The organism is Myxococcales bacterium (assembly GCA_022184915.1).
Lineage (GTDB): Bacteria > Myxococcota_A > Polyangia > Fen-1088 > Fen-1088 > JAGTJU01.
The window spans coordinates 1,807,307-1,833,338 of record JAGTJU010000001.1 but is presented as its reverse complement, the minus strand read 5'-3'; the positions used below and the strand labels follow the sequence as shown (position 1 = coordinate 1,833,338).

Here is a 26,032-nt window from a genome sequence, read left to right as displayed (position 1 = left end):
CGCGGCCATGCCCCTCGTGACCCTAGGTCTCGCCTTCTGGCTTCCAGCGGAGCCAGGACGAGACTACTTTGCCATCGCTGTCGCGTTCACCATGGGCTTGGTACTCTTGGCCTTGTCCGACGAACGCTCGCAGGTTCCGATTGGCGTCTGCACCTGGGCGTTGAGCGGCTCCGACTCGCACAAGAACAGCGGATGGGCCATTGGTCTGCTCGTGATGTGCTTGGGTTTGATTGCCCAGTACGCCTCAATCGCTTGGCTTCAGCAGGTCCCGGCCGACAACGATGGAGCATACTATTTCGCTGTTGCCAAACACTCTGTGAACTCTGGGACGCTCCAAGACCCGGTCGTTTGGCACTTCTTGACCCACCCATCACGCGTGCCCCACGCACCTTTCGACTATTGGCAAGGACTCACTTCGCTGTTGATGATCCCTCCGATGTGGCTATTCGGCGCTAGCTACACCGTGGCGATTCTCACGATCGCACTGCTAGTGTCCCTTGCGTTGATATTGCTGTGGCACCTCCTGGTGGTTGAAAGACTGACCTCGAGCCCGATCGTGCAACTCGCGGCGTTGCCTCTCTTCTTTCTCTCGCCAGCTCTGGGCAAGTACGGATTCGAGACCGAATCAGTACCTGTGATTATGTTCCTGTTGATCGCGGTGGCTTGGTGCTTCCATAGGGGGAAGGCGACGCTGGCTGTAGTTTCCGCGGGGCTCATGCTTTTTACCCGCTCAGACTCGATATTCGCCGTAGCGTTTTTTTTGCTTCTTGCGTACGTCGTCCGTGAATACGGCAAACACGCAACACACCCACGATCAGAGTCAAGATGGGTGCGACATCGCGGAACTTCGTTGGCCATCGCAGGAGTCTGCGCCTCCACTGTTTTGTGGAACTGGACACAGTTCGGGACACTTACAACACCTGGAGCGTCTGCCGCCGTTCGCATTACAGACTACGGTGTTAGGTCTCACGTAAATCCGTAAACCCCCAGGAAGGAATTCCCGCACTGGGTCCCTGGTGGTTTTGGTGATGAGGGGGCGGAAAGCGGAAGAAGGGTGAGGTGGCTTTTTGCGGGAAACGGGGATCTGGGTGAGGCTACCGGCCGGCAGGCATAACGCCCGCCCTTGGGACCCCAGAAAAAGGTTGGGCCCGCCACGGAGGCAACCGTGCGAGCCCTTGGCCGGTCGTGCAGTTGCGCCAAGCGACAGTACTGACCAGCGAGCAATACGTTAAGCAGGAAGGCTGGCAACAGGCAAGGCTCGAGCGGTGTCCGGCGCACGGATCTGGTAGCAAATGTGGCTTTCGCAGCCTCGGGACCTACGCCCGGGTGGAGCCAGCTGGGATGCGGGTGGCCCGGTACTACTGCCCGACGGCACATCGGACCTTCAGCCTGTTGCCCGACTGCTTGGCGTCTCGGCTCAGTGGCTCCCTGGAGGAGGTCGAGGCCGTGGTGACCGCGGTGGAGGCCGCGCCGTCGATAGAGGCAGCCGCCGATCGGCTGCGGCCAGACATCGAACTGCCCGGGGCGGTGCGATGGGTGCGCCGCCGCTACAGCGCCACCCGGGCGGCCCTGCTGGTGCTGGTGACCTCGACGCCCGCGCTGCTCGGCAACTGCGAGCCCACGCTCGCTGAGGTCCGCCAGCGTCTGGGCACTCCGGTACTGCGGCACGTACGAGCCGAATCCGAGAAGCAGCTTGGCGCCTTGCCCGCGCCAGTCGGATTCGGCCCCCGCAGTCGAGCCGCCAGCAGACTGTGGACACCTCGCGAACACGAAACGGGGCCAGACCCGCCGCCCTAACGCCTGTAGTGGTCGAGGCATAGGCGCTCACCGCCAAAACCACGGGCGCCGAGGAGAAAACATGGACACCCAAGCCGACGACAACGAGCGACGCAAGGCCGTCGCGCTCTTTCGCTATGGTGTGATTGCCGACCTATTGCACTGGCCCAAAGGCAAGCGAGGCCTGGGCGAGCAAATCGCAAAGAAGGCGGACCGCACCTACGACATCCCCGGCTCACGCAGGAGCCGTATCGCTGCCGAAACCATCAGAGACTGGCTCAAGGCCTATCGCCACGGCGGCTTCGATGCCCTGATGCCCAAGGCGCGCAGTGACGAGGGGCAGGCACGCAAGATCCCACAGTCCATCGTGGACCTTCTGTGCATGGTCAAGGAAGACAGGCCCGCACTGTCTGTGCGCATGGTCATCGATGCCGTGCGAGCCTCGGGCGAGGTACCACAGGACCTGGAGCTGGCGCCAGCCACGGTGCATCGGGTGCTCTCTCGTGCAGGCTTGATGGCTCGCAAGCCCGAGACGCCAACGAGCAACGACCGCCGTCGCTTCGCCTTCGCGAAGGCGGGGGAGATGTGGATGAGCGACGTGATGCACGGACCGTCCGTGCTGATCGGAGGCAAGCGCCGCCAAAAGACGTATCTCATCTCATTCATGGACGACGCCACCCGAGTCGTCCCGTACGCTGCCTTCGCGCTCGGCGAAAACGTCTCTTGTTTCATGCCCGTCTTCGAGCAAGCGCTGCGACGGCGTGGACTTCCCCTGCGGCTTTACGTCGACAACGGGGCAGCATATCGGTCGCATCATCTGTCCCTCGTCTGTGCCAGGCTGGGCGTGACTCTCATCCATGCACGCCCCTACCAGCCCCAGGGCAAGGGCAAGCAGGAGCGCTGGCACCGCGAGGTGCGCCGGCAATGCCTTGGCACCCTCGCCGAAGGAGACACTGCGAGCCTCGAAGCCCTCAACCGCAAGCTCTGGACCTGGGTCGAGGGGGAGTACCACCAGGCCCCTCACAGAGGCCTTGATGGCGAGACCCCGCTCGAGCGCTGGGCTCGCGCTTGCGACGAGGTGCGGCTGCCGGACATCGGCGCAGACTTCAGTGCGCTCTTTCTCTTCGAGGAAAAGCGCAAGGTACACAAAGACAGGACCGTCAGCTTGCGGGGCGTCGTCTATGAGGTGGACGCTTCGCTCGTCGGCGAAACCGTCTCTTTGCGCTTCGACCCGAGCCGGGTCGGCAAGCCCGTCGAGCTCTGGGTCAAGGGGCGCAAAGTCGGCCTGGCCAAACCCGTCGATGCGTATGCCAACTGCTTCGTCAAACGCGACAACGAGGTGCGCTCCGTCCTGCGTGCCGACCGCGTTGCACCGAATCCGCCAGAAGGACTTCGCCTGCGCGACTTCGACGTCGTCGAGCACCACGACCAAGGAGAGCGATGATGTACCGCAAGCACTTCGGCCTGAACCGCCATCCCTTCGGCAAGGAGGTCGAGCCTGATGACCTCTTTGTCTCATCTGCAAGTCAGGAGCTGTCGGTCCGCCTCAATCACCTCATCGAGATGAGGGGCATCGGCCTCGTCACGGGCGACAGCGGCAGCGGGAAGACCACTGCCTGTCGCAAGGTAGTCTCGGGACTGCACACGGGGCTACACAAGGTGGTCTACGTCGCCCACTCGACCGGCAACGTCATGGACGTCTACAAAGCCATCGCCTGGGAAATGGGCCTGCCCACCGAGCGCAACCGTGCCGCCGTGTATCGGCAGATCCGAACCGAGGTCACACGCCTGACCACCGAGGCACGGTGTCGCCCCATCCTCATCGTCGATGAGGCCCATCATCTCAGGCCTGACGTGCTCGAAGACCTCAGGCTCCTGACCAACTACCAAATGGACGCAGAGAATCGGCTTTGCCTGCTGCTGGTGGGACAATCTGAGCTGCGTCGTCGACTGGGCATGGCTGTCTACGAGGCGCTCAGCCAGCGCATCGTCATGCGCTATCACTTCGCAGGTCTTTCCCGTGAGGAGCTGTCCGGATACTTTGCTCACCGGCTTCGCCTCGCGGGGACCGAGCTGCCGCTCTTTGATCCCGCAGCCCTCGAGGCAACCTTCCAGGCCACAGGAGGTCTGCCACGAAAAGTGAACCTCCTTGCTCACCACGCCCTCATGGCCGCAGCTCTCGCACGGGCCAAATCCGTGACTGTCGAGCACGTCCAGGCAGCTTTGCCGGAGGTCGGGTGACCATGGGCACTACGATTCCATTGGAGGCTGGTCCCATCATCCAGCCCGGGCTCGACGAGTGTCGCCACCGGCGCGGAGGGGTACCACTTTCGCCGGAATCACCGGTACCCAGGAGCCCACCCGGTGATTTCGTAGCGGTTCTTCGCCTTGACCTGCGCCGGGTTGAGGGCGCACGTCGGCCTGGGCCGTCTGAGTGACGGCCACCGGGGTGCAGGCAACCTGCCCGGTCAGGCGGCGAGGCTCATGCCCTGTTCGATCGGTACCCTTTCCCGTCAAGGACGAAGGTCTCGGAGCGCTCGGTGAGTCGTTCGGCGATCACCTGGGCGTTGAGAGCGTCGGGAAAGACCTTGGTCCAGTCCTTGAAGGCGCGATTGGTGGTGATGAGGGTTGCACGGCGATAGTCGTAGCGCTCGGCGATGACCTAAAAGGCGAGCTTGGCTTGTGCGGGATCCATGGCCAGGACGGCGAAGTCGTCGATAGCGAGCAGATCCGCGCGTACGTAGCGACGGAGCGCTCGGTCCAGTGAGCCGTGGATGTCCGCACCATGCAGGTCGGTGAGCATGCGGGGTGCCGAGGTGAAGACGACGCGCTTCTGGGCTTGGCAAGCGCGATATGCAAGCGCTCGAGCGAGGAAGGTCTTTCCTGTCCCAGGCGCGCCAATGAAGAGCGGATTGATACCCTTGGCGAGAAAGTTCAGATCATGAAGCCCCAAGTAGCGAGCCCGCAGCTTCTTTCGCGCCGGGTCGAAGTCAAAGTCGAAAGCATCCACAGTGTTGACTTCGGGAAACCGCGCATCTTTGATGCGTCTGTCGACCGAGCTGCGGATGCGGCTGTCCTTCTCTTCGTCGCAGAGGCGGCTGATGACGTTCGCGACGGTAAGATTCTCGGAGGCCGCGCGTGCGAGAAGATCTTTGATGGCTCTGGCCATGCCTGGCAGACGCAGCCAACGAAGCTTCTCGGCCAGGACCTCGATGTCACTTTCGTCTCCTGTGTATCTCATGACTGTGGGTCCTTCCGGTCTTGTTGTTGGGTAAGGTCGCCTGGGTCCCGAGTCATGGCGGGCGATACGAGGCGGTCGTAGAGGCCGAGGTCGGGCTCGCGTAGGGCGATGCTGTCGAGCGCAGGGTCGCCCAAGTAGAGCGGCTCTGCCGACGGGATGAGGCCCCGCTTATGGCGCAGGACGTACTCGATGTACTCGGCGCCGACGTGGCCGGTCTTCATCACTTCCTCGAGGGCACTCGCCGTCGCCGACTCGCCGAAGAGCTCGACGAGAAAAGTAAGGCGGAGGAGCTCACGCCTGATGGATCGCGTGCCCGCCGCGACTATCTTGAAATACTGCCCGCCCGCACTCCCCAATCGTGCCAGCACTGGTGGAATCTCCGCGCCACCAGCCCGGGTGTTGTCTCTCACGCTATCTCACCTCGAGTTTCTCAGCGAAGATCACCCTGACAGGGGGTTGATTTCTCAGATTGGAGGGTGGGTGCGTGCCGGGTTGGATAAGGGCACAAATGGAGAAGCCCCGGCGCGGTTGAGGCGAAGCCGGGGCTGATTTGGGGATTCTTCTCGGGGTTCAGAAGGGCAGGTCGAGCTGGTCGCAGGCGTTGTCGATGGCCACGTGCCTGTATTCCCTGATCGCGGTGCGCAAGTCGACACAGCGAAAGAGAAGGAGGTACGCCGAGCGCGCTTGCGGTGAGAGCGGCTCACCAAAGGCCAGCCCGCCCAGGGTTAGGTCTGGATGCGCTGCGTGTAGCTGTTGGGCAGCAGCTGCGAGCGTGGCGTCCAGGGCGGCAAGGACGCCGATCGCGGGCGCGACACAAAGCTCGTCGAGCCCGGGCTGGATGATGGGACCAGCCTCCAATGGAATCGTAGTGCCCATGGTCACCCGACCTCCGGCAAAGCTGCCTGGACGTGCTCGACAGTCACGGATTTGGCCCGTGCGAGAGCTGCGGCCATGAGGGCGTGGTGAGCAAGGAGGTTCACTTTTCGTGGCAGACCTCCTGTGGCCTGGAAGGTTGCCTCGAGGGCTGCGGGATCAAAGAGCGGCAGCTCGGTCCCCGCGAGGCGAAGCCGGTGAGCAAAGTATCCGGACAGCTCCTCACGGGAAAGACCTGCGAAGTGATAGCGCATGACGATGCGCTGGCTGAGCGCCTCGTAGACAGCCATGCCCAGTCGACGACGCAGCTCAGATTGTCCCACCAGCAGCAGGCAAAGCCGATTCTCTGCGTCCATTTGGTAGTTGGTCAGGAGCCTGAGGTCTTCGAGCACGTCAGGCCTGAGATGATGGGCCTCATCGACGATGAGGATGGGGCGACACCGTGCCTCGGTGGTCAGGCGTGTGACCTCGGTTCGGATCTGCCGATACACGGCGGCACGGTTGCGCTCGGTGGGCAGGCCCATTTCCCAGGCGATGGCTTTGTAGACGTCCATGACGTTGCCGGTCGAGTGGGCGACGTAGACCACCTTGTGTAGCCCCGTGTGCAGTCCCGAGACTACCTTGCGACAGGCAGTGGTCTTCCCGCTGCCGCTGTCGCCCGTGACGAGGCCGATGCCCCTCATCTCGATGAGGTGATTGAGGCGGACCGACAGCTCCTGACTTGCAGATGAGACAAAGAGGTCATCAGGCTCGACCTCCTTGCCGAAGGGATGGCGGTTCAGGCCGAAGTGCTTGCGGTACATCATCGCTCTCCTTGGTCGTGGTGCTCGACGACGTCGAAGTCGCGCAGGCGAAGTCCTTCTGGCGGATTCGGTGCAACGCGGTCGGCACGCAGGACGGAGCGCACCTCGTTGTCGCGTTTGACGAAGCAGTTGGCATACGCATCGACGGGTTTGGCCAGGCCGACTTTGCGCCCCTTGACCCAGAGCTCGACGGGCTTGCCGACCCGGCTCGGGTCGAAGCGCAAAGAGACGGTTTCGCCGACGAGCGAAGCGTCCACCTCATAGACGACGCCCCGCAAGCTGACGGTCCTGTCTTTGTGTACCTTGCGCTTTTCCTCGAAGAGAAAGAGCGCACTGAAGTCTGCGCCGATGTCCGGCAGCCGCACCTCGTCGCAAGCGCGAGCCCAGCGCTCGAGCGGGGTCTCGCCATCAAGGCCTCTGTGAGGGGCCTGGTGGTACTCCCCCTCGACCCAGGTCCAGAGCTTGCGGTTGAGGGCTTCGAGGCTCGCAGTGTCTCCTTCGGCGAGGGTGCCAAGGCATTGCCGGCGCACCTCGCGGTGCCAGCGCTCCTGCTTGCCCTTGCCCTGGGGCTGGTAGGGGCGTGCATGGATGAGAGTCACGCCCAGCCTGGCACAGACGAGGGACAGATGATGCGACCGATATGCTGCCCCGTTGTCGACGTAAAGCCGCAGGGGAAGTCCACGCCGTCGCAGCGCTTGCTCGAAGACGGGCATGAAACAAGAGACGTTTTCGCCGAGCGCGAAGGCAGCGTACGGGACGACTCGGGTGGCGTCGTCCATGAATGAGATGAGATACGTCTTTTGGCGGCGCTTGCCTCCGATCAGCACGGACGGTCCGTGCATCACGTCGCTCATCCACATCTCCCCCGCCTTCGCGAAGGCGAAGCGACGGCGGTCGTTGCTCGTTGGCGTCTCGGGCTTGCGAGCCATCAAGCCTGCACGAGAGAGCACCCGATGCACCGTGGCTGGCGCCAGCTCCAGGTCCTGTGGTACCTCGCCCGAGGCTCGCACGGCATCGATGACCATGCGCACAGACAGTGCGGGCCTGTCTTCCTTGACCATGCACAGAAGGTCCACGATGGACTGTGGGATCTTGCGTGCCTGCCCCTCGTCACTGCGCGCCTTGGGCATCAGGGCATCGAAGCCGCCGTGGCGATAGGCCTTGAGCCAGTCTCTGATGGTTTCGGCAGCGATACGGCTCCTGCGTGAGCCGGGGATGTCGTAGGTGCGGTCCGCCTTCTTTGCGATTTGCTCGCCCAGGCCTCGCTTGCCTTTGGGCCAGTGCAATAGGTCGGCAATCACACCATAGCGAAAGAGCGCGACGGCCTTGCGTCGCTCGTTGTCGTCGGCTTGGGTGTCCATGTTTTCTCCTCGGCGCCCGTGGTTTTGGCGGTGAGCGCCTATGCCTCGACCACTACAGGCGTTAGGGCGGCGGGTCTGGCCCCGTTTCGTGTTCGCGAGGTGTCCACAGTCTGCTGGCGGCTCGACTGCGGGGGCCGAATCCGACTGGCGCGGGCAAGGCGCCAAGCTGCTTCTCGGATTCGGCTCGTACGTGCCGCAGTACCGGAGTGCCCAGACGCTGGCGGACCTCAGCGAGCGTGGGCTCGCAGTTGCCGAGCAGCGCGGGCGTCGAGGTCACCAGCACCAGCAGGGCCGCCCGGGTGGCGCTGTAGCGGCGGCGCACCCATCGCACCGCCCCGGGCAGTTCGATGTCTGGCCGCAGCCGATCGGCGGCTGCCTCTATCGACGGCGCGGCCTCCACCGCGGTCACCACGGCCTCGACCTCCTCCAGGGAGCCACTGAGCCGAGACGCCAAGCAGTCGGGCAACAGGCTGAAGGTCCGATGTGCCGTCGGGCAGTAGTACCGGGCCACCCGCATCCCAGCTGGCTCCACCCGGGCGTAGGTCCCGAGGCTGCGAAAGCCACATTTGCTACCAGATCCGTGCGCCGGACACCGCTCGAGCCTTGCCTGTTGCCAGCCTTCCTGCTTAACGTATTGCTCGCTGGTCAGTACTGTCGCTTGGCGCAACTGCACGACCGGCCAAGGGCTCGCACGGTTGCCTCCGTGGCGGGCCCAACCTTTTTCTGGGGTCCCAAGGGCGGGCGTTATGCCTGCCGGCCGGTAGCCTCACCCAGATCCCCGTTTCCCGCAAAAAGCCACCTCACCCTTCTTCCGCTTTCCGCCCCCTCATCACCAAAACCACCAGGGACCCAGTGCGGGAATTCCTTCCTGGGGGTTTACGGATTTACGTGAGACCTAACACCGGGGCTTGTGGGCGAGTGCCTTCGCCCTGTGGGATGGATCCTCGATGTCCTTGTTGATGTCCCAGGAGCGCGGATACGTCGCGACGAGTTTCGGTCCGAGGTACATGGAGACCTGGTGGTCGTCACCGCGTACGAGCACGACTTGATCGACGAGGTGCGGGGGTACGGAGTAAAGGTTTCTGTCGAAACGCACGCGAAAGGTCTTGCTGACCGTGGCGGTTTCGATGTCGTCCGTGTTGAATGGTAGGTCATCGAGAGGCCGAAGCATCTGCTGCTCCTCGTGCTCGAAGACAAGAGCGGGAACCTTGCCTGTCACCTCGTGAATGCGATTGTTGGCAAACGTCTCCCGCCAGGCTGCTGCCTTCGTGTTCAAGTCGAGGAGATCGCTGGGGCGACACCCCGGCCAGAAACGTTCCCTGATGAAGCCAATGGGCCGCTCGACGAGGCCCTTTTCGTTACCGCGGGCGACGTTGCAGGCCACGACGCCAAAGTGGCGGGCGCGCGCATAGTCGAGGAAGCGCTGGTTGAAGACGGTCCCTGCGGCGGTGTGCGACTTCACGACGGTCTTCATGTTGTCGAAGATGTCGACCTTGGTGGATCCCTTGAAGAATCGCAGCCCCCTGTCCATGCATCTCAGAAATGAGCCCATCGTTTGGCTGAGCTGGAATTCCAGATAGAGGTAGCGAGAGTGGCAAAGCACCATCACGAAGGCGCTCACCCGCCTCGGGCAGCCAGGAAGTGCAAAGCCGAAGTCCGCCCAGTCCACCTGCACGGCCGCTCCTGGCAGAAACTCCAGCGTCAAGAAGGGCTCGCGCTCCGCACGTGGACGCAAAGTCCGCAGCCGATCCCGCAGAATCGTAATGCCCGCCGCGGTAGCCCATCACCCGAAGGCGCTCCAGCACCGCCGGGGCACGCATATCAGGTGGTCTCCCGCAGAATCTGCCGAATGACCCCCATCAAAGGGATTGAGCAAATGCGCCCGAGGCGCTCCCGATAGCCTCAGCTTGTGTGAGCGATCTCCATCCAAAAGCTGGCGCACGGTCTTCCTCGCCATCTTGAGGTTTCGCGCTATCGCGCGTATGCCGAGCCCCTCGGCATAGGTCAGACGCAAAACCTCTGCGCGCCGCTGGGCGAAGATCTCATCGTCAGCGCTCATGACCCACCAACATGGTGCCAGGAAAGGCCTCGGACCTCCAGATGGAGGTCAACCTGGTGGAGGCCGAGCCACTGGAGGCCATCGTCCCAGCGCAAAGCCCACTCGGTATCCTCGTTTGTCCCGTCCACAGACAACACAAACCCGAACCGGTCCTTGATTCCAAGCTGCTAGGATCGCCAGAAGCCGACAGATCGTGCGGGGGGGGCGGCACTGAGGGTGCTACCCCCGAAAGGCGGACCTCTGTCGCCCCCGTCTCGCTTCTCCGCCTTAGCCTCAATGTCAGGGTCGTCGGCTCGAAACATGGTTGCCGACCATCAATGCCACGTCGGTCAAATTTTCGCAGGCATGATCCCCCACGCATCGACTTGCAACGCTTGCGTGCCCTCGCAGCAGCACGCTGCTGGTCGCGGTGGTCCTGGCGGCCCTCATCTGACTGACGGTGACGTCGGTGTGCCGCCCGCGCTGTACGGCGCCGGCCCTCTCTCCGGCACAATTCACCGCAGTAGACATGCCCACGGTCGCACTGCCGATGCACCCAGAACGGGCCTCCGCATTGCCGACACTGTCGCTCTCGAATCTCCAGTCGCCCTCGGCGAGGTCGAGGAACTGGACAGCGCCATCACCTTCCCCCGCATCATCGACACACCTGTGTGGGGAGTGTGCGGTGCCCTGGTTGGCGCTGCCCACGAAAGGCTCGGAGCGCCAACTCCGGGCCTTTCGTCATTCAACCTCTCGTCGGGCCAGCTTCATCCAGACCGGCCCGTTGCGCCAATTTCGGGGTGGGCTCCTGGGTACCGGTGATTCCGGCGAAAGTGGTACCCCTCCGCGCCGGTGGCGACACTTTTTGTGATGCTACCCGTGGCAACCCTGATCGCCACTTTTGCCATGGATTTCTCCGCTCGGCTTCTTCTCATCCCGAACGGGTCCTCTGCACGCCGAATCTTGGCGCTTACTGTCTTCGTCGGTCTCGTTGGCTTGACACTGAGCAAGACAAGGTTGAGGCCTGGAAGGCTCTACGAGCCTCCAAGCGAACTCGTCGAGGCGATTATGGACTTCGCGCCGAAGCTGAAGTCAGACGTCGCCGCGCTGGAACGTCCCTGGTACCTTTCTGCGTTGTCAGATGCTCGGTCAGTGATGATTCCCAGCGACGGCGAGATGGCTCTTGCAGAGTCATGGGAGCGCTATCGAGTCTCCTGGTTGATTGTCTCACCGGATGGATGCGGACGAGACTCCCGATCTATTTGTCGAGCGGTCTACAATCACGAGACGCAGAGGGTGGGCCACTTCGAGCTAACGCTCGAGTCGAGCAGTAGAGGATTCAAACTCTTTCGCATTGCACCCATCGGAGCCATTTTGGGTATCCGTTCCCGCTAGTGTCCTGGCGCCAATACTGCCACGCCGTCCCTCTGGAATAGCAGAGCCCATGAGGATGGCAGCCTTTCGCGAACAGAGGTCAGCCTCCCTGATTGTGTAACGACGAATCTCGCAGACATCGATGCCTCTTCGAGCCCACTTAGCTCTAACTGACAGTCGTTCGTGATATCCGGGATTTCCTCGTCAAGATCCCGAATAGAAGGCAAGAATCGGAGGCCGCGACAGCCAACCACGAGTGATTCAGCGCGATCTGAGTAACGTTGGGGTGGACCTTCGAGCAGTGAGAAGATGCGGTACCCTTCGACCTCCGATACCTTCGGTAAGGCTCGGAGGAGGTCGAAAAAGACAATGTCATCCGCCAAGGAAAACTGTCCGACTGCACCTTCACGCACCAAAATGTGCGTCGAGCCCAGCGCCCTTAGGCGGTCGTAAGCTTCTCGTTGCGTGTTCCAGTTCCTGTAACGGATAGCTCCTTGTCGGCCGAAACTGTCCGTGAGGACCCACCTTCCGAGTCCGAGACGGAGGTGCTCTTCGTGAAGAAGCGGCACGGCATCTGAGGGCAGGCGTGCAGCAACTCTTTGAAGGTGGGTGGCAGCGTCGTCCCGCTCATTCCAGGCTTTACGAAAGCCTGATGAGAGACGATCCATCGTCGCCGAAATAGGTGACTTGCCAATCATCGCGTGGGTGGGCAGGGCGGGGAGATCCGCTGACCACACTATCTGAAGAGCGATTGCAGAAAATAACGTAATCCGAACAAGAAGGGCCCGACTCCGCCATAGAACGGCGATCGCGGCAGCGGTAGCGGCCACCATCCACGGCAAGATCGATTGCAGATACCTATCTTGGTGATAGGTCCAATACCAAACGCCCAAAGCCAAGCACGTCGCTATCGCCAGGTTAAGGAGGCGAAGAGATGCGCCGAGGACAAGAGCCGGGCCTACCAAGACTGAAAAGAGCGAACCGAATACCGGCCAATTGCGGTGGAATGTCTCCCAGTCGTGCGGCCTGAACGAAAAACTCGCGATAGCCGAAACGGTTTCTACGATGCGCGACCAGAACGGACCTTCAGGCGTCCATCCGTCATCCAGGAGCCCAAACTCAATGCCTGGTCCCCACGGCACGCCTCCGAAAACGCCTCTTGCGAAGGGATAAACCGGATTTTTATGCCAGACAACGTTCTTCAACCAATGAGGTGTCGTCACCAAAAGGGTCGTGAGTCCCGTCAGGACAAGTCTCGTCAGCACCACCATCGCAAGGTGACCTCTCTGTCCTCGTTTTGCTCGAAGCAAGACGCCGACCGTCGCGGCCACTACGAGCCACCCCGAACCGACGGTAATGTACAAGGCCTGATACTTCGTGAGAAGGGCACCTGAAAAGACGATCCCGACAAGGATCGCGGACTCCAGCGGCGGCCGCTGGTTTCCCGGCCGCGGAAACAACCGCCGCCCCGCCAACACCAACGGCAGAGCCCATAGCGCAAGCACGTGATCCGCTGACAGATTTAGGTTCGAGTCGTAAACGAACAGCCCGGGAAAGAGAAAAAAGATCGCCCAACCGCCACGAATACGCTTCGATCGCAACAACCAACGTAGAGCCGCACCGACCCCCGCGAGCGTGAAGAGAAAGATTAGGAACTCGGTATACGCTGCGAGTTCTATGCGGAACGCCAGCGACGTACCGGGGCACAGCATAGCCCACGTGTAGATCCAGGTTGCAAGTTGAGGGAGAGTCCCCAAAAACCATCCGTCATCGAATCGGATAATCTTTCCGATCGAGGCATATGATTCGGCGATCGCCAGATGGTACCAACGGGCGTCGAACGCAACATTGTGAGGCGTCATGATCTGGAGCAGAACGATCGCGATTCCTATCGCTCCAAATCCCCGGACAAACCAGCTCCAACGAGGCTCATCCTCGTGCAGGGAAGCAAGCGCTCTGATCCGACGCCAGCGAACGATCGAGTTCGAAAGCAATGAAGGACCGGAAGCCACGAGAAGAAGCGTAGGCCAAGTAACAAAGAAAACACCCCCGAGCCCGCCAAGAATGCCCGTGACGAAGACGCCGAGGCCAAACACGACGACCCCCAATGCGAAGCTCAGAACGAGGTGTTCATCCCACGGAGACCGTACCCTGCGGAAACGGCGCAGCAGAACGCTACCCGCCGAAAGAACTGCCCCACCCCACCCGAAAGACAGCGCAAGCTGGGAGAGGAATCGCCAGGCCAGCCAGCGATTGAACGGGTATACGCTGTCAAGTTCTCTTCCGAACCAGTAGAGGCCGAAGACCAACGTAACGGACGCGAGAGCGAGGCGAAACCTACCCAACATGCAGCCGGTTGCGTTAGCCGAAATCTGCGCATTTTCGGCGAAGAATCCGACGCGACGACGCCAGACAATCGGGCGGTACCATGCGGATACAAGAAGCACCTTTCGCATCCGTGGGCCGCTTGGCTCCGAGCCCGGAACCAAGCCGAGGGTTCCAAGGCACGTAGGCTCTCCAAGGCCAAAGCTCCGATTCGGGATCGTCAAAAGACCCTTTGACCGGCTCGATGCGTTTCGTGGGCCCGACCAACGATCTCGGTAACATAGTCGACCAAACGCGGTAGATTAGAGCTCCACCGTGCCACCGCTGCTCGCCACCCATGCCTCGGTCTTTGCCGTCGAGACCGACCCTTGGTTCGCGCGGGACAAGTACCTGCATGGCGGCGTGTCGGCGGCCCTGGCGCTCACGGGCTACGGCGCGTCAGCGCTGGTCTGGGAGGAACCGCGGTGGCGTTTTCTGGGAGGTGCGGGATTCGCCCTTGCGCTTGGCAGCGCAAAGGAGCTTGCCGACCTTGTGGGGCCTGGGGATGCCTCGTGGAAAGACTTTAGTTGGAACGTGGTCGGGACCGCGTCGGGCCTGCTCGTGGCATGGTGGCTCGACGCCTATGTCTTCTGAAGAGCCCCTTCCCTTCCCAACGAGCCTTTGCCACCGCTGTGGGAACCACAAGCTGGTGAAGGCGGCGCGGAGCGTGTTCATTCTGTGCCCCGTCTACCCGGCGAAGTACCCCCCCTCAGCCGGTGAGCCGTTGCGCGTGGTTTCAACCGAGCCCCGCCGTGCCCCCGCCCGGGTCAAACGACGACGAGTCCTAAGCGCGTTTGCGGCGCGCCAGGCGGGCGAAGCGGGCGCGATCCTCGGGCCCCAGCTCCTGGGCCAGGAGCAGCGTTGCCAGGAAGACCAGGACCGCGACGGCCACGGCAGCGAGTCCCATGACACGGCCCCCTTCGGGCATGAGTTGCGCGGCCGATACACCCAGCGCCAGCCCCAACGTGGTGCGCAGGACCGTGCCCAGCGGAACTGCGCCTCCGAAGCTACGTTTGAGGTAAGCCATGGCCACCAGGAAGCCCGCGCCCATGCCCGCCGCCGTGGAGACCGCCTGTGCACGCAGCATGGCGGGACCCGGCGCAGCGCCTGGGACGAGGTAGAGGGCAGAGAGGCTGCCCACGAGCAACGTGACCGCCACCAGCCCCACGGCCACCCGCGGACGTCCCGAGGCGTTGATGATGGCGCACGCCACGCCCAGCAAAGACAGGGCGCAAAGCCCCGCCGCAAGGATGGGCAGCGCGGTGGTGCCCTCGAGATACGCGGGTTTGTAGAGAATCGCCAAGAGGGCGCCCGGGCGGCACCCCAGCGCCAGGCCCATGAGCGCCGCGAAGGCGAAGGCGATGCGCATCGTTTGCCGGACATACGCGAGGGTGGCGTCCCGGTTCTGCTCGAAGGTCACACGCGACACCAGGGGAAACACGACGAAGGTCACCACGATGAGCGCCTGGTAGGGCAAGAGCGCCAGGTTACGGAGCGCTTCGTAGTTGCCCACGAGGGCATCGGCGCGTGTGGCCTCGGCCGAAGCGCCCGCGAAGCGCCTCAGCCAAAAAAGATCGTAGTTGAGCGCCAGGTTCACCATCACCGCGTAAAGCGCCACCCCCGTCATGAACACGGTGAGACGCTTCAGGGGAAAGGGGGCACCTGCGGGAGCCTTCACCTTGCCCATCACCCGCGCCGCGACGAAGAGGATCACCACGGCCGCGACGACGAAGCCTGCGAACGCGCCCGTCACGGCCGCGCGAGGGTCTTGTCTCCCCCGCGCGAACAGCAGCGCGCCTCCCAGCAGGAGCCCGGTCTTGAGAGCCGAGAAGAGCACGTCGAAGCTCGCCTGGGTAGCGAAGCGCCGCAGGCCATTGGCAAGCCCGACGTACACGGCATAAAAGCCGTAGAGGAAGGGGATAGCCGCAACCAGACGGAACCAGGGCACGTAGTAGGTCGGCGCCCCCACGAGGCGCGCAAGCCAGGGCGCTGCCAGCAAAAAGGCGAGCCCCACCGCCGTCCCCACGAACATCTGCAGCCGCAGTCCCGCGCGCGCCACCGCGCCCGCACGCTCGTCGTCTTCAGCCGCGAACTTGCTGATGGCCTGGGTGGTGCCCTGGACCATGGTGTTGTTCACGGTCGATACGGCGCCGTTCACCACCGAAAAGGCACCGTATTCGGCTGGACCCACGATGCGGGCCAACAGCCAACGTTGCAGAAAGCCAGCCACCATGAAGACGATTTTGGCGGCACCAATGTAAAGAGCCCCGCGGCCCGCCACGGCGGCGGCCTGCGCGCGTGCGGGCGAGGGAGGAGACGACGGGGACGAGGTGCTGGTCATGGCAAGAGCGGATCGCGGAGCTTACACCAGGCGGTCAAAGTTGACGAAGCACAAGACCTCGGTCTCTTCAGTGCCAAACGCCGATGGCGGGAGTTTACTGAGGATGCGAGCCCGTTTCCTCAGTCGCCTGCTACACCAGCGGGCGCTGGCCGTCGTATTGCGCGCTCGACTCACGCCTACGATTGAGCTCGCAATGGCAGCTCAACTCACACGACCTTTATCGGTTCACGTGGACGTGAGTTTGCGGGGCGAGGGGTCTCGTTGACCTAGCCAGGCCTGCGCCCCGTCGAACGAAAAGGCGACAGGACGTCGTAAGGGGTCTCACGTCGACGAGGGATGAAACCTGAGGCTCAGCGGTGATTATGACCAAACCCGTGACACCCAACAGGGTCCGAATTCGGGCTCATAAACTCCTTGGCTAACGGGCCTACGCCGCTGGTATATGGAGGAGCATGACTATCGCTTCGCGTTGCCGTTCGCTCCTGCAACTATGGCGACTGATTCCGTGGCGTAGCGCTGACGGTGTGGCTTTGGCTTCCCTGATTGCAGCAGCGCTCGTATTCTTAACGCAATGCATCAGCGCAGGGCATGTCGGTGTCGATGACGCCTACTTTACCTTTTCGTTCGCCAAGAATCTGGCGATTGGCAATGGCCCCACCTACAGCCACGGTCTTCGGGTGGAAGGGTATTCCACGCCCCTGTGGATGCTGCTGCTTGCTTTGCCCATGCTGTTTACCCGAGGGCAAGCCCCTCTGCTTTGCGCCCGCATCATGGGCGCGCCGTTTGTTCTTCTTTTGGGATACGCCGTCTATCGGCTGGCCCGGGCCTGCGGAACCCGCCGACACACTGCCACGTTTTGTGTACTTCTTCTGTCCTTCAATACGGACTTAGCGGTCGCGTACCTCAGTGGTATGGAGACCTTGCCGCACGTGGCCCTAACCGCGTTCGCCTTTGCCTCGCTAGTTGCGAGTTTCTCAAAGGTCACCTGGCAACGCACCGCCGCTTGGGCCGGTCTTGCCGTCGCCCTCATGCGCATCGATGGCTTTTTGACCTTCGCATTTCTCATCGTAGGCGCCCTCGTGCGCGCGGTAAACCTGAAAGAACCCCGACCCTTTAGGCTAACCGCACGGCTCCATCTCGCCCCGGTCGGCGTCTTTGCCCTATGGTTCGCCGCTCGGTACGCATACTACGGCCTGCCGCTGCCCAGCACTTACTACGCGAAGCAACTCATTGGCGTTCTCCTGCCCCTCCGTGGAATCGAATACGTCGCGAACGAAGTCACGGGGCAGTGGCTCTGGCTAGGACTTGCCGCGTGGTGTTGGCTTCTGTGGAGGCGCAACCTTGCAGCGGCGATTCTAGGGGCCTTTTCGGTCCTGCACCTTGTTTATGTGACCAAAGTGGGTGGAGACTGGATGCCTTTTGGGCGGTTCGTACTTCCGGTGGTTCCTCTACTCTTGGTCTTGAGTGTTGTAGGATCTCGAGACATTCTTGACGTGTGTTCGACTGTGCGGCGATGGCTGAACCCCTTGATTGTACCTGTCGCCGCCGGTTGCCTGGCCATGCTCGCGGTTAGAATGGACCACCGGTTCTGGAACTCTCCTCACGAGGAGGCGAAAAACGAAGGTGTTAAAGAGCAAAGCCGCAACGTTGACAGCTATAGGTACGCGGCCAAGTTCTTGCGCCAAGTTATCCCTCCAGGTGGACGCTTGGTGACGGACTATGGCGGGGTGTTCGCCTGTTACACACAAGGCGCCCTCATCGAGATGTGGGGCCTCGCCAACGCTACAATCGCGACACGTGGCGACGCCGAAGGAATAAACCCCATTTACGGGAAGACCTGTGCCGCCTGCTACCCGGACCTTAGGCCAGAGTATTTCCATGTGATGGCCCCACTCGTGCGACCGGTGAATGCGTTCTCGTCCGCCGATGAAGTGATCGCAAACGTGTGGCAGACGAATACGATTGGACGCTACATAGATTTTCGGCAGGCTTTCTCCGTTGGACGTGTCGTATCACCCAAAGGTTCAGAAGCGCTTTACTTCCTCCAACGTCGCGGCCCATCGTTTTCAACCGAAACGAGGAAAACCAAAGCTGGATATGTAATCGACTTTCCTTTTGGCCCCTGAGATTTCCAATGGAAAGTAACCGTGGGTTGCAGCGCGATGTCTCAATGACTTTGAAGAGGTCATCCGCCCAACCACCAGACTTAGGCGTCGTTCGCGAGTGAGTCGAGAGTATGCTCATCGAGACGTAGAGTTTAACGAGATCGTTACGCTCGCTCAGACGGACTCCGGCAAGTCTCATGCTCCTCGAATGCGTCTAGCCGTCATCTTCCTCTCAGTGGCAACCGTATCCCTCGGGTGCGGCGACGAGACGATGCGAGATCCGCACCACTCCCGGTCAGTCGACGCGTCCGTGGACCATCACCCCGAGCCTCGCGGCGACGCGAGCGCTGACGGCGTGTCAACTTCGATTGAAGGAGAGCGCGTGACGGACGCCTCTACCGACCTCGCGGGCCCCGTCGATGTCGCGACACCACCATCGCTCGCGCCCGTCCGCGGTGTGGTTCAAGGCTGCGAGCCCGGCGACTACGTTGACCGCCGCGCCCACGATGCCGACCGCAACCTCGCGTGGACGCACGGCTTTGGGCAGGACCCCGAGCGTTGTCTGGTGGTGCGCGTCGGCCAGGGCGTGCGTTGGAGGGGCAGCCTTTCGACTCACCCGCTCGACGCCGAGGGTGGCGACCTGCCGAACCCGATCGCCTTGCATCGTGAAGGGGTGGTGCAGTTCGAACGCGCCGGCACGTTCGGGTACGTCTGTGGTGCCGGTCACAGCGGGATGCAGGGTGCCGTGCATGTCGCGCCGTGAGGGACGTGGGGCTACCCGGAGGTTGCCTAGCGTTTTTCCCAAAGTTCCAGGTGGGCCGCAAAGCCCCCGAGATCCACGGGCAGGTGCCGCAGGCGCACGAGGCCCGCCTCCGAAAGCGCCCGCGCCGTCACACTGACCCTGGGCGTGACGAACACCATGCGTCCGCGCGGGGCAAGGCACCTGGCCGCGTGAGAGAAGACCGCGGCGAGGAGATCACCGACACCCTCGTGCACGACCACCCTTTGCCCGAACGGGGGGTTGGTGATGATGAGCGTGGGCGGCCGAGGTGGTGTGTACCGGCGGGCGTCTGCTTGCACGACTTCGGCCTTCGCGAGGCCCGCAGCGGCGAGGTTGCGCCGGCAAGCGTCCACGGCTTCAGGGTCTAGGTCACTGCCGTACAGACATCGGTAGGCGCCTGCGAGACCTCGCTCCGCCAACTCTACACCCGTGCCGGCAAAGGGATCCCACACCACGTCGTGGTCCCGATGTCCCGCCACGCGCACGAGCGCCGCGGCCACCGTGGGATGAGAGGACGCAGGCATGGTCACGCGGCGATACGCGAAGCGATCATCCACCGAACGCCCCTCGCTCCTTCGCGGCCACAGCTCCACGTGCACCCGCTCCCCCGCCAGGTGCACCACCACCACCCAGGGCGCCTGCGTGGCATCGTTGACGAGCCAGGGGATCTGCTGCTGCACCTGCCGGGCCACGGCCTGCGTGGCGGTGCGGCCGAGCGCCGTACGCCCCCAGTCGAGACGATAACGAACCGGGCCTTCGGTGAGCGTCCGCAGCAGCGCTCCCGTGGCGTCGGCCGTCAGGGCCTCTCCCACCGCGGCCACGGGATCCCCTTGCCCCGGGGGCAACGGAAACCCGAGGTGCAAAAACGTGCGGGCACGGTAAAGGTCTGCGAGGCGCTCGGCGTGCACGCGCACACGCCCGGGGCCCACCTGCCGTGGGGGCGCGCGCAGGGGCAAGGCTGCCAGCTCTTCCAGCAGCACAGGCTCGAGCCCCGCACGCACGTGTAGCAACACGGGGGTGTGCGCGGGAAGCGCGGCTTCGAGGCGGAGGCGGGTGGGGGTGTGGCGCAGGGTGCGCTGCTCGATCTGCCGCTGGGCCCGCTCCGTGCGCTGCCCCAGGAGCGCGTCGGCGGCGGACCGTGGGTCGTGAAGATGCGCCAGGCTTCGCTGTGAAGCGGCTCCCCCTTGTTTGCCCAGCGCCTCGGCGAGGGCCCGTCGGTCGGCCGGGTCGCGGGTGGCTTCCCAGGCGCCGAGCAACGCGGGCTCCACCGCGTGCTTCGTCGAGGCCCACACCTGAGCGTGTTTGCCCAGCTGGGCCGCGGCACGCCGGCGGGTGGCGCCCTCGGGGTCAGCCAGGCACGCGAGAAGCCAGGCGCCCACCTCTTCGTCGCCCGTGTCCGCGCCCACCGTGGCGATGAGTTCGCACAGCCGGGCGCGCAGCGGAGGACCTGCCGCCGGGAAGCGGACACGCGCCGCCGCGAGCGCGGGGGGCCCGAGCCGGGCCAGAGCCCGTCCGGCCAGGCGCCCTTGTTCGCGGTCGGGTGAACCCAGCAAAACGAAGAGCCCCTCCACGTCCTGTTGAGCAGGCGTGAAACCCCGATCCAAAATGCGGCTTGCGAGATCGTCGAGGGGGCGGGGCACGGGCCGCCCAGGATGCCGCACCCAGGGCCCGCTCGCAAAGGCCCACGCGCCGGAAAGCCACACGCGGACCCGAGACCGGGTGAGCACGCAGCTCAGGGCGGGGACGCCAGGTGGCGCACCAAGACCGCTATGCGTTCGGAGAGCGTTTGGGTCTGGGCCACGGTCAAGCGCAGGGACAAGTGCAGCGTCGGGCCTTCGGCCTCGATGTCCACCTGCTCGAGCCAGGGTCCCACGCCCGCCAGCAACACCTGCGGGCTCTGGCGCGCGTCGCGCATGAAGCGCTCCACCTGACCACCCAGCGCTTGCGCAGCCTCGCGCGAGGAGGTTTCGATCCGCAGGTGCGCCTCGACGCCTGTATCCAGCGCGAGAGACAACGCCAGGCGTGCAATGGACGAGGCGGCTCGCAAACGGCTGTCCGCAGCCAATTGGGTGCGCGTCGACCCGGGCACCACGGCGACTGCGCGCACCGCCGAGGCCCGAGGCAGCTTGTGAAAGAGATTCCATAGCTCGCCTGAACCTGCGGGGCCGTCCCTGGGCTCACCCGCGGACGAAGCGGTCTCGGCCATCAGGTGGCCCCAGCCGCCCCCCCCCAGCACGAACGTGCGACGATCGAGAAAGAACCCCGCACGGCGCGGAGGGCCCTGCTCGACCCACAGCCGGCGGCCCGCATGTTCCTCCTGGCGAATGTCCTGACCTCGGGTGCTCGCTTCGTCCCGGGCATACGCCACGAGACGCCGTTCGTCCGCGTGGTCGGCGACGAGGACGAGAGCAAACTCGCCCGAACGCCGAGCCGCTTCCGGAAACGCCACCACCACCCGCTGCAGGTCTTCGAGAGGGTCGAAGCCCGTACGTGCCCTCACCTCCGCGAAGAGCTGTGCGTGAGCCGCGCGACGCTGCATCGCCAGCGACACCGCCTGCCACAGGGGCGAGCGGCGGATCGCCTGCACGTCGAAGGACAAAAGTGTTTGGGCGGACGCAGGCAGAATCGCAGAGAGAGGCTCCGCGGGCGGTGAAGGGCGCGCGCGGCACCCCCCCAAGAGCAGGAAGAGCAGGAAGAGCAGGCACACTGCCAGGGTGAGCGCTCGCCACCCGCGCCGTGCGCCCCGTTGCCCCCGGGCGCGGAAGGCGTGCAGGCCCATTCCGAAGCAGGCAACCGTCATGCAGGTGCCCACCCTACCGCGAGGGCGTGGGCCAGACTGAAAAATAGGTGGCCCAAGGCGTGCCCGCAGGCCCTGGCGCAAGGGCCTCGTGTGTCACCAAAGGCGCGGCTTGCTGTTGCGCCAGGGTCTGGAGCGCCAAGAGTGCAGCTCGTTGCGGCCCCAGGGCCACCGCCACGGCCGCCGAGCCCCCACCGGTACCAAAGGTGGTCCACACCTCGGTGCGAGCCAGATCGGGTGCAAGCAAGATCGCGACCCCGTCCACGCCCTCGGCGGCAGGCGCGACCGACTGACCAGCCAGGAGCTTTTGCGTGCCCTCGGGGCCACAGCACGCTTGCGTCCCTCCCACCAACACCCGCCCCTCGGCATCCACCGCCAACGCCCGCGGGCGCAAGTCGACGCCTGCGGGGTTGCCCGAGTCACCCGGCTCGCGAGGCACCAGGAACTGGCCGGCCTCGAGTGTGCCGTCTGCCGCGCGGAAGCGGCCCACAAAGCCCACGAAGCGGGACGTGTTGAACGGGGTGAGGTAACGATCCCCGCTTCCGACCACGGGCGCAGGCTTGCCCAGGTCACCCGGCTCGCGCCCGTGAACCGTGTTGCCGCCCTGGCTTTCCCCCAGGTAGTAGAGCTTGCCGTCGCGCCCGAAAACCACGGCGATGCCCGTGCTGCTGGCGCCCAGGTTATTCGCCGCCAAGGCTTCCCCGGTAAAACCGTACGCCTGCCACAGCACGCTGCCATCCAGCCGATGAGCGTCGAGCACCGGCACCGAAGGCGTGCCCGCGGGGCGCGCCCCCACCACGAACACGGCCTCGGGGCTGTCCCCGATGGCCACATCGCCCTGGCCAGGCGGAAGCCGCGTCGCGAACTCGCCCCGCAAACTGCCGTCGGGCCCGAAGATACGCACGGTGCCCGTCGCGGTGGCCAGTGCGGCCACGGCGCCCGAGGGAGCGATGGCCACGCGATCGGCCGCAAACGCGGCGGTCCACACGACGCTCAGACCGTCGCGGGACACGAGGGCCACCCCGAAGGGCTCGCCCACCACGACGATGGCCCCGGTGGGCGCCACGTCGAGATCCCGGATGCCATCGCCCATCTGCAGGGTCGAAAGCAGCCGGTGGCCGCTGCCATCGAAGCGATGGAGGGCCCCGTTGCCGGTCCCCGGGCCCGGTTGCTTCGGGGGAGCCTGCGGAAGCGAGCCCGGGGCCGTGGCTGTGCCCACCACGAGCGCGCCGTCGGCCGCGAACGCGACAGCGCCGAGGTCCGAGCTCTGCCCACCCAGATAGCTCGCTGTACAGAGGGGCAGATCGACCCCCGCCCTAAACGGCGGGCAGCGAGCCGGCGGGGTGACGTCCCCCACCACATGCGAAGCTTGGCACCCGCAAAGGGCCGTTGCGAAGACGCCCCCGACCACGGCGAGGGAGCGCAGACCGGTCCGCCCGGGCGAAGACACCCATGCCCCCGGTGGCCATCGGCTCAAAAGTGAGCGCCGCACGGCCAGCAGCATAGCCCGTTGAGCGCTTGCGGCACGCGCCTCGTGCGGCGGGCCTTCCCGCGGGGCACGATCACTCGAGGGCCGCCAGCCCGCGCGCCACCTCGGACGCGAAGCGCCCCTTCGGAAACCGCTGGCTGTAGGCCCGCAGGTCGTCTCGAGCGGCGGCGTGATCCTGAGTTGCCAGGTGGCAGGAAGCGCGGCCGAACAGAGCCCGCTCGGCCATGGGCCCGCCGCGGACCCGCGCCAGAACCACGCTGAAATCCTGCATGGCTTCTTTGCAACGACGGGCCTTACCCCGAAGCTCACCCCTCAGCACCTGGAGCTCGAGGTCTTTTTGCGCCGGGCCCAAGTGAACGCTCTCGAGCCGCTGCAAGGCCTCGTGACTCCGGCCGAGGCTGAGGAGCGCCTCGACACGCGCCCGCGCCGCTTCCTGACCGAGAGCCCCATGGGGAAAGCGGCGTCCGTAGTCATCGAGCGCTGCGAGCGCCTTTTCCCCGTCCCGTCCCTGACGCAAGTGTCGAAGCGCCACCTCGAGCCGTTGGGACTCCTCGAGCAGGGCCGAGGGCGACACGGCCACGGCGGGCGCAGGGGGCGGTGCGGCCGCGGTCTCGGGCGCGCGGACCGAAGGTCGGACTGCCGAGCGGCGCGGCGCAGCCACCGAGACGGTGACTTCCAACGGTGGCTCCGGAAGCGCTTGCCCCATGTGGATTTCTGCCGGGATTGCGACGACCTCGGGAGGGGGCGGGGCTTGCACGACTCGCCTCCGCACAGGCGTCGGTTGCGGCACCAAGGCAAGCGCACCATCGGTGTGGGCCTGCCAAACCCGGTGTACCGCCGTGGCCCCCACCGCGAAGCTGGTAACCCCCACGCTCGCAAGCGCCCACCAGGCGACCCCAAAGCGCAGCCCGCGCCACCGGGAGCCGGACCTGTGTTGCGCGGCGCGCAGGGCCACGGCAACGCGCATCCGGCTTGCCGGCGTGAGCGCCAAGGCGGGAGCCATGTGCCCGAGCAGCCGCTGCGCCATCCGCTCCACGTGAGGGGGCCCAGCGCCGGTCCTGCTTTCCGACAGGCGTGGGCCCAACAGCTCGTCTGATGGTCCTGTCGAGTGAACACCTCTCACGACGACACCCCTTCTCGATTTGCGACGCCAGGGTCTCCGCGAAGGTTGTCGTAGCCAAGCGCCCCGAGCCGCTTGAAGAACTGCTCCCGTGCCCTCATCAAGTGCACACGAATCGTAGAGGCATTGCGTCCTGTCAGTTCACAGATCTCGGCGCCGGAAAGCCCTTCGATCTCGAAGAGCACGAACACTTCACGGTACTTCTCCGGAAGCGCGTCCAGGGCCCGGTACACCGCGCGGCTCGCTTCTCGCCTCTCGAACTCTTCCACTGGCGTGGGACGGGCCGGCTGTGTATCGCGTTCGACCTCGCCCAGAAAAAAGCGTCGCACCCTCTCGTTGCGGCGGCGGTGCCGGACCACGTTTTGGGTGATCCCGTAGAGCCAGGTGCTCGGGCGGGAGTCGCCCCGGAACTCCTTCCGCTTGCGGTGCGCGATCATGAAGACCTCCTGCACCACGTCGTCGACCTCGACTCCGGGGCCGCAGAGGCGAGACGCCCAGCGTGCCACCTGGTCGGCGTGCAGGCGGAACAGGTCGTCGAGACACACCTCAGGCATCGGAGCCATTGGGGCATCGCCCTGTCGGGAAGCGCACGCGCATGCATCAGACCTGTCTTTCGTCACACCCTTCGTACTCCCCTTGTGTGGCGCGGGACCCTGCGAATGTTTCAGGGTAGCCAAGCGGTGACCCCCAGGCCGGTAAATATTTCGAGTGTCGGAAGCTCTCGCTCGGCGTCCGAGTTGCGCAAACTCAAGGTCCTCCTCACGGGATGGACGGTCAGAAAAAGGCCGACCCACGGCTGAAACGCCCGCAGCCGAAGGCCGAGGCGTGCCCCCCACCGGGCGTAAGGGTCCCACGCGGTGCTCGCAATGTCGACGGGCTGCCCCTCGCCTCGCAGGGCCAGGCGGGACACCCCGGCTTCGAGTTCGGGCTCCACCGCGAGCGCCCGCGCGCCCCAACGAAACCCCACCGCCCCGCCCACGCCCACGCGCCACCATCGCGCCTCGCCGAGGCCCAGGGCAAAACGGCGGGGGCCCACCCCCTGCACACCCAGCCGCCACACCCAACCCGAGAGCGAGGGTGCCCGCTCGAGTTCGAGGCGCCCGGCCGGGGCCCACGGCCCGGGCACGACCAAGCCCGCGACGCCCAATCCGTAGCGAGAGCGCGGCTTCACGGATGGGGGCGGAGGGGGTCTTTCGGGAAGCCACAGGGCGCCCGAAGCGCGCAGCTCGCCTTCCCAGGAGGCCACCACCACCGCCGCCGCGGCCGCCAGGTCGCCGCAGGCCGCGTTGCCCGGCAGCGGCCGCTCGGCGATCACCTCGCCGCCTGGACCGGTCAACCTGAGCACCACCTGGTCCGCGAGCCTCTGCACATCGACCCGCCCTTCCTGAGCGCCGACCGACGTCGTGTCCACACCCAGGGCCTGGGCGCGACGTGCCACTTCCGCGGCCGTCGGGCAATCGGCATCACCCGCCACGACCAGGGCCCACGTGGCAAGCACCGCGTCGAGAAGCCCCCGCATCCCTCACACATACGCCGAATCGCTGCCACCAGCCAACCGCAAGTAGGGGC

Annotated in this window: 24 protein-coding genes; 7 read left to right on the top strand and 17 right to left on the bottom strand. The window is 64.6% G+C overall.

The features are described from left to right. From KA712_07605 to KA712_07590, 4 genes are all read left to right on the top strand, one after another. The coding region (locus tag KA712_07605; GenBank protein MCG5052811.1) for a hypothetical protein at positions 1-982 on the top strand (982 nt) is incomplete at its 5' end. A gap of 359 nt (positions 983-1,341) precedes the next feature. Continuing rightward, positions 1,342-1,797: a hypothetical protein gene (locus tag KA712_07600; GenBank protein MCG5052810.1), complete on the top strand. Its 456-nt coding sequence runs from the start codon at positions 1,342-1,344 to the stop codon at positions 1,795-1,797. Between the two features lie 61 nt (positions 1,798-1,858). Beyond that, positions 1,859-3,220, top strand: coding sequence for a DDE-type integrase/transposase/recombinase (locus KA712_07595; GenBank protein MCG5052809.1), 1,362 nt, complete (start codon positions 1,859-1,861; stop codon positions 3,218-3,220). Next, positions 3,217-4,017, top strand: a complete 801-nt coding sequence (locus tag KA712_07590) for an AAA family ATPase (GenBank protein MCG5052808.1) — start codon at positions 3,217-3,219, stop codon at positions 4,015-4,017. Before KA712_07595 ends, KA712_07590 begins: the two co-directional genes overlap by 4 nt. 241 nt (positions 4,018-4,258) lie before the next feature. Here KA712_07590 and KA712_07585 read toward each other — a convergent pair whose 3' ends face one another. The 10 genes from KA712_07585 to KA712_07540 form a co-directional block, all read right to left on the bottom strand. Next, positions 4,259-4,435, bottom strand: a complete 177-nt coding sequence (locus tag KA712_07585) for an ATP-binding protein (protein ID MCG5052807.1) — start codon at positions 4,433-4,435, stop codon at positions 4,259-4,261. Positions 4,436-4,438: 3 nt separating this feature from the next. Continuing rightward, positions 4,439-5,017 carry an ATP-binding protein gene (locus KA712_07580; GenBank protein MCG5052806.1) on the bottom strand — a complete coding sequence of 193 codons (579 nt, stop codon included), beginning with the start codon at positions 5,015-5,017 and terminating at the stop codon, positions 4,439-4,441. Continuing rightward, on the bottom strand, positions 5,014-5,427 hold the full coding sequence (locus KA712_07575) for a hypothetical protein (GenBank protein MCG5052805.1): 414 nt from the start codon (positions 5,425-5,427) through the stop codon (positions 5,014-5,016). The genes KA712_07580 and KA712_07575 overlap by 4 nt, the downstream gene beginning before the upstream one ends. A 160-nt stretch (positions 5,428-5,587) precedes the next feature. Next, positions 5,588-5,893, bottom strand: a complete 306-nt coding sequence (locus KA712_07570; protein MCG5052804.1) for a hypothetical protein — start codon at positions 5,891-5,893, stop codon at positions 5,588-5,590. A 2-nt stretch (positions 5,894-5,895) separates the two neighbouring features. Next, complete coding sequence (locus tag KA712_07565) at positions 5,896-6,696, bottom strand: AAA family ATPase (GenBank protein ID MCG5052803.1); 801 nt, start codon at positions 6,694-6,696, stop codon at positions 5,896-5,898. Then, complete coding sequence (locus tag KA712_07560) at positions 6,693-8,054, bottom strand: DDE-type integrase/transposase/recombinase (GenBank protein MCG5052802.1); 1,362 nt, start codon at positions 8,052-8,054, stop codon at positions 6,693-6,695. Before KA712_07560 ends, KA712_07565 begins: the two co-directional genes overlap by 4 nt. Before the next feature lie 61 nt (positions 8,055-8,115). Then, positions 8,116-8,571 (bottom strand): hypothetical protein, encoded by a 456-nt coding sequence (locus KA712_07555; protein MCG5052801.1) that lies wholly within the window; start codon positions 8,569-8,571, stop codon positions 8,116-8,118. Between the two features lie 378 nt (positions 8,572-8,949). Further along, a complete protein-coding gene (gene istA, locus KA712_07550) occupies positions 8,950-9,789 on the bottom strand; it encodes an IS21 family transposase (GenBank protein MCG5052800.1) in 840 nt (279 codons plus the stop codon). Positions 9,790-9,837: 48 nt separating this feature from the next. Continuing rightward, complete coding sequence (locus KA712_07545) at positions 9,838-10,113, bottom strand: hypothetical protein (protein ID MCG5052799.1); 276 nt, start codon at positions 10,111-10,113, stop codon at positions 9,838-9,840. Between the two features lie 1,370 nt (positions 10,114-11,483). Then, positions 11,484-13,922: a hypothetical protein gene (locus KA712_07540; protein ID MCG5052798.1), complete on the bottom strand. Its 2,439-nt coding sequence runs from the start codon at positions 13,920-13,922 to the stop codon at positions 11,484-11,486. 184 nt (positions 13,923-14,106) lie between these two features. Between KA712_07540 and KA712_07535 the strand changes: the two genes are divergently transcribed. After that, positions 14,107-14,424, top strand: coding sequence for a hypothetical protein (locus KA712_07535; GenBank protein ID MCG5052797.1), 318 nt, complete (start codon positions 14,107-14,109; stop codon positions 14,422-14,424). Between the two features lie 190 nt (positions 14,425-14,614). Here the strand turns inward: KA712_07535 and KA712_07530 are convergent, their stop codons facing one another. After that, complete coding sequence (locus KA712_07530; GenBank protein MCG5052796.1) at positions 14,615-16,171, bottom strand: oligosaccharide flippase family protein; 1,557 nt, start codon at positions 16,169-16,171, stop codon at positions 14,615-14,617. A 524-nt stretch (positions 16,172-16,695) separates the two neighbouring features. Here KA712_07530 and KA712_07525 point away from each other — a divergent pair. Both KA712_07525 and KA712_07520 read left to right on the top strand, forming a co-directional pair. Beyond that, a complete protein-coding gene (locus tag KA712_07525) occupies positions 16,696-18,297 on the top strand; it encodes a hypothetical protein (protein ID MCG5052795.1) in 1,602 nt (533 codons plus the stop codon). A 361-nt stretch (positions 18,298-18,658) separates the two neighbouring features. Then, positions 18,659-19,039 carry a hypothetical protein gene (locus KA712_07520; protein ID MCG5052794.1) on the top strand — a complete coding sequence of 127 codons (381 nt, stop codon included), beginning with the start codon at positions 18,659-18,661 and terminating at the stop codon, positions 19,037-19,039. Positions 19,040-19,065: 26 nt separating this feature from the next. Here the strand turns inward: KA712_07520 and KA712_07515 are convergent, their stop codons facing one another. The 6 genes from KA712_07515 to KA712_07490 all read right to left on the bottom strand — a co-directional run bounded on the left by KA712_07515 (position 19,066) and on the right by KA712_07490 (position 25,982). Continuing rightward, positions 19,066-20,697, bottom strand: a complete 1,632-nt coding sequence (locus tag KA712_07515) for a methyltransferase (protein ID MCG5052793.1) — start codon at positions 20,695-20,697, stop codon at positions 19,066-19,068. Between the two features lie 92 nt (positions 20,698-20,789). Then, positions 20,790-21,857, bottom strand: coding sequence for a hypothetical protein (locus KA712_07510; GenBank protein ID MCG5052792.1), 1,068 nt, complete (start codon positions 21,855-21,857; stop codon positions 20,790-20,792). A 13-nt stretch (positions 21,858-21,870) separates the two neighbouring features. After that, on the bottom strand, positions 21,871-23,211 hold the full coding sequence (locus tag KA712_07505; protein ID MCG5052791.1) for a hypothetical protein: 1,341 nt from the start codon (positions 23,209-23,211) through the stop codon (positions 21,871-21,873). Between the two features lie 205 nt (positions 23,212-23,416). Next, positions 23,417-24,379 carry a hypothetical protein gene (locus KA712_07500; protein ID MCG5052790.1) on the bottom strand — a complete coding sequence of 321 codons (963 nt, stop codon included), beginning with the start codon at positions 24,377-24,379 and terminating at the stop codon, positions 23,417-23,419. 83 nt (positions 24,380-24,462) lie between these two features. After that, the gene (locus KA712_07495; GenBank protein MCG5052789.1) at positions 24,463-25,017 is read right to left on the bottom strand and encodes a sigma-70 family RNA polymerase sigma factor; all 555 of its coding nucleotides are present in this window, start codon (positions 25,015-25,017) and stop codon (positions 24,463-24,465) included. A gap of 110 nt (positions 25,018-25,127) precedes the next feature. After that, complete coding sequence (locus KA712_07490) at positions 25,128-25,982, bottom strand: hypothetical protein (protein ID MCG5052788.1); 855 nt, start codon at positions 25,980-25,982, stop codon at positions 25,128-25,130. Positions 25,983-26,032 lie beyond the last annotated feature (50 nt).

What these genes read in the sequence shown, in the direction of transcription:
- KA712_07590 (MCG5052808.1), top strand. Translation starts at nt 3,217, where the DNA reads ATGATGTACCGCAAGCACTTCGGCCTGAACCGCCATCCCTTCGGCAAG.
- KA712_07540 (MCG5052798.1), bottom strand. Translation starts at nt 13,922, where the DNA reads ATGCGAAAGGTGCTTCTTGTATCCGCATGGTACCGCCCGATTGTCTGG.
- KA712_07580 (MCG5052806.1), bottom strand. Translation starts at nt 5,017, where the DNA reads ATGAGATACACAGGAGACGAAAGTGACATCGAGGTCCTGGCCGAGAAG.
- KA712_07495 (MCG5052789.1), bottom strand. Translation starts at nt 25,017, where the DNA reads ATGCCTGAGGTGTGTCTCGACGACCTGTTCCGCCTGCACGCCGACCAG.
- KA712_07490 (MCG5052788.1), bottom strand. Translation starts at nt 25,982, where the DNA reads ATGCGGGGGCTTCTCGACGCGGTGCTTGCCACGTGGGCCCTGGTCGTG.
- KA712_07600 (MCG5052810.1), top strand. Translation starts at nt 1,342, where the DNA reads ATGCGGGTGGCCCGGTACTACTGCCCGACGGCACATCGGACCTTCAGC.
- KA712_07530 (MCG5052796.1), bottom strand. Translation starts at nt 16,171, where the DNA reads ATGACCAGCACCTCGTCCCCGTCGTCTCCTCCCTCGCCCGCACGCGCG.
- KA712_07545 (MCG5052799.1), bottom strand. Translation starts at nt 10,113, where the DNA reads ATGAGCGCTGACGATGAGATCTTCGCCCAGCGGCGCGCAGAGGTTTTG.
- KA712_07510 (MCG5052792.1), bottom strand. Translation starts at nt 21,857, where the DNA reads ATGACGGTTGCCTGCTTCGGAATGGGCCTGCACGCCTTCCGCGCCCGG.
- KA712_07595 (MCG5052809.1), top strand. Translation starts at nt 1,859, where the DNA reads ATGGACACCCAAGCCGACGACAACGAGCGACGCAAGGCCGTCGCGCTC.
- KA712_07555 (MCG5052801.1), bottom strand. Translation starts at nt 8,571, where the DNA reads ATGCGGGTGGCCCGGTACTACTGCCCGACGGCACATCGGACCTTCAGC.
- KA712_07565 (MCG5052803.1), bottom strand. Translation starts at nt 6,696, where the DNA reads ATGATGTACCGCAAGCACTTCGGCCTGAACCGCCATCCCTTCGGCAAG.
- KA712_07560 (MCG5052802.1), bottom strand. Translation starts at nt 8,054, where the DNA reads ATGGACACCCAAGCCGACGACAACGAGCGACGCAAGGCCGTCGCGCTC.
- KA712_07570 (MCG5052804.1), bottom strand. Translation starts at nt 5,893, where the DNA reads ATGGGCACTACGATTCCATTGGAGGCTGGTCCCATCATCCAGCCCGGG.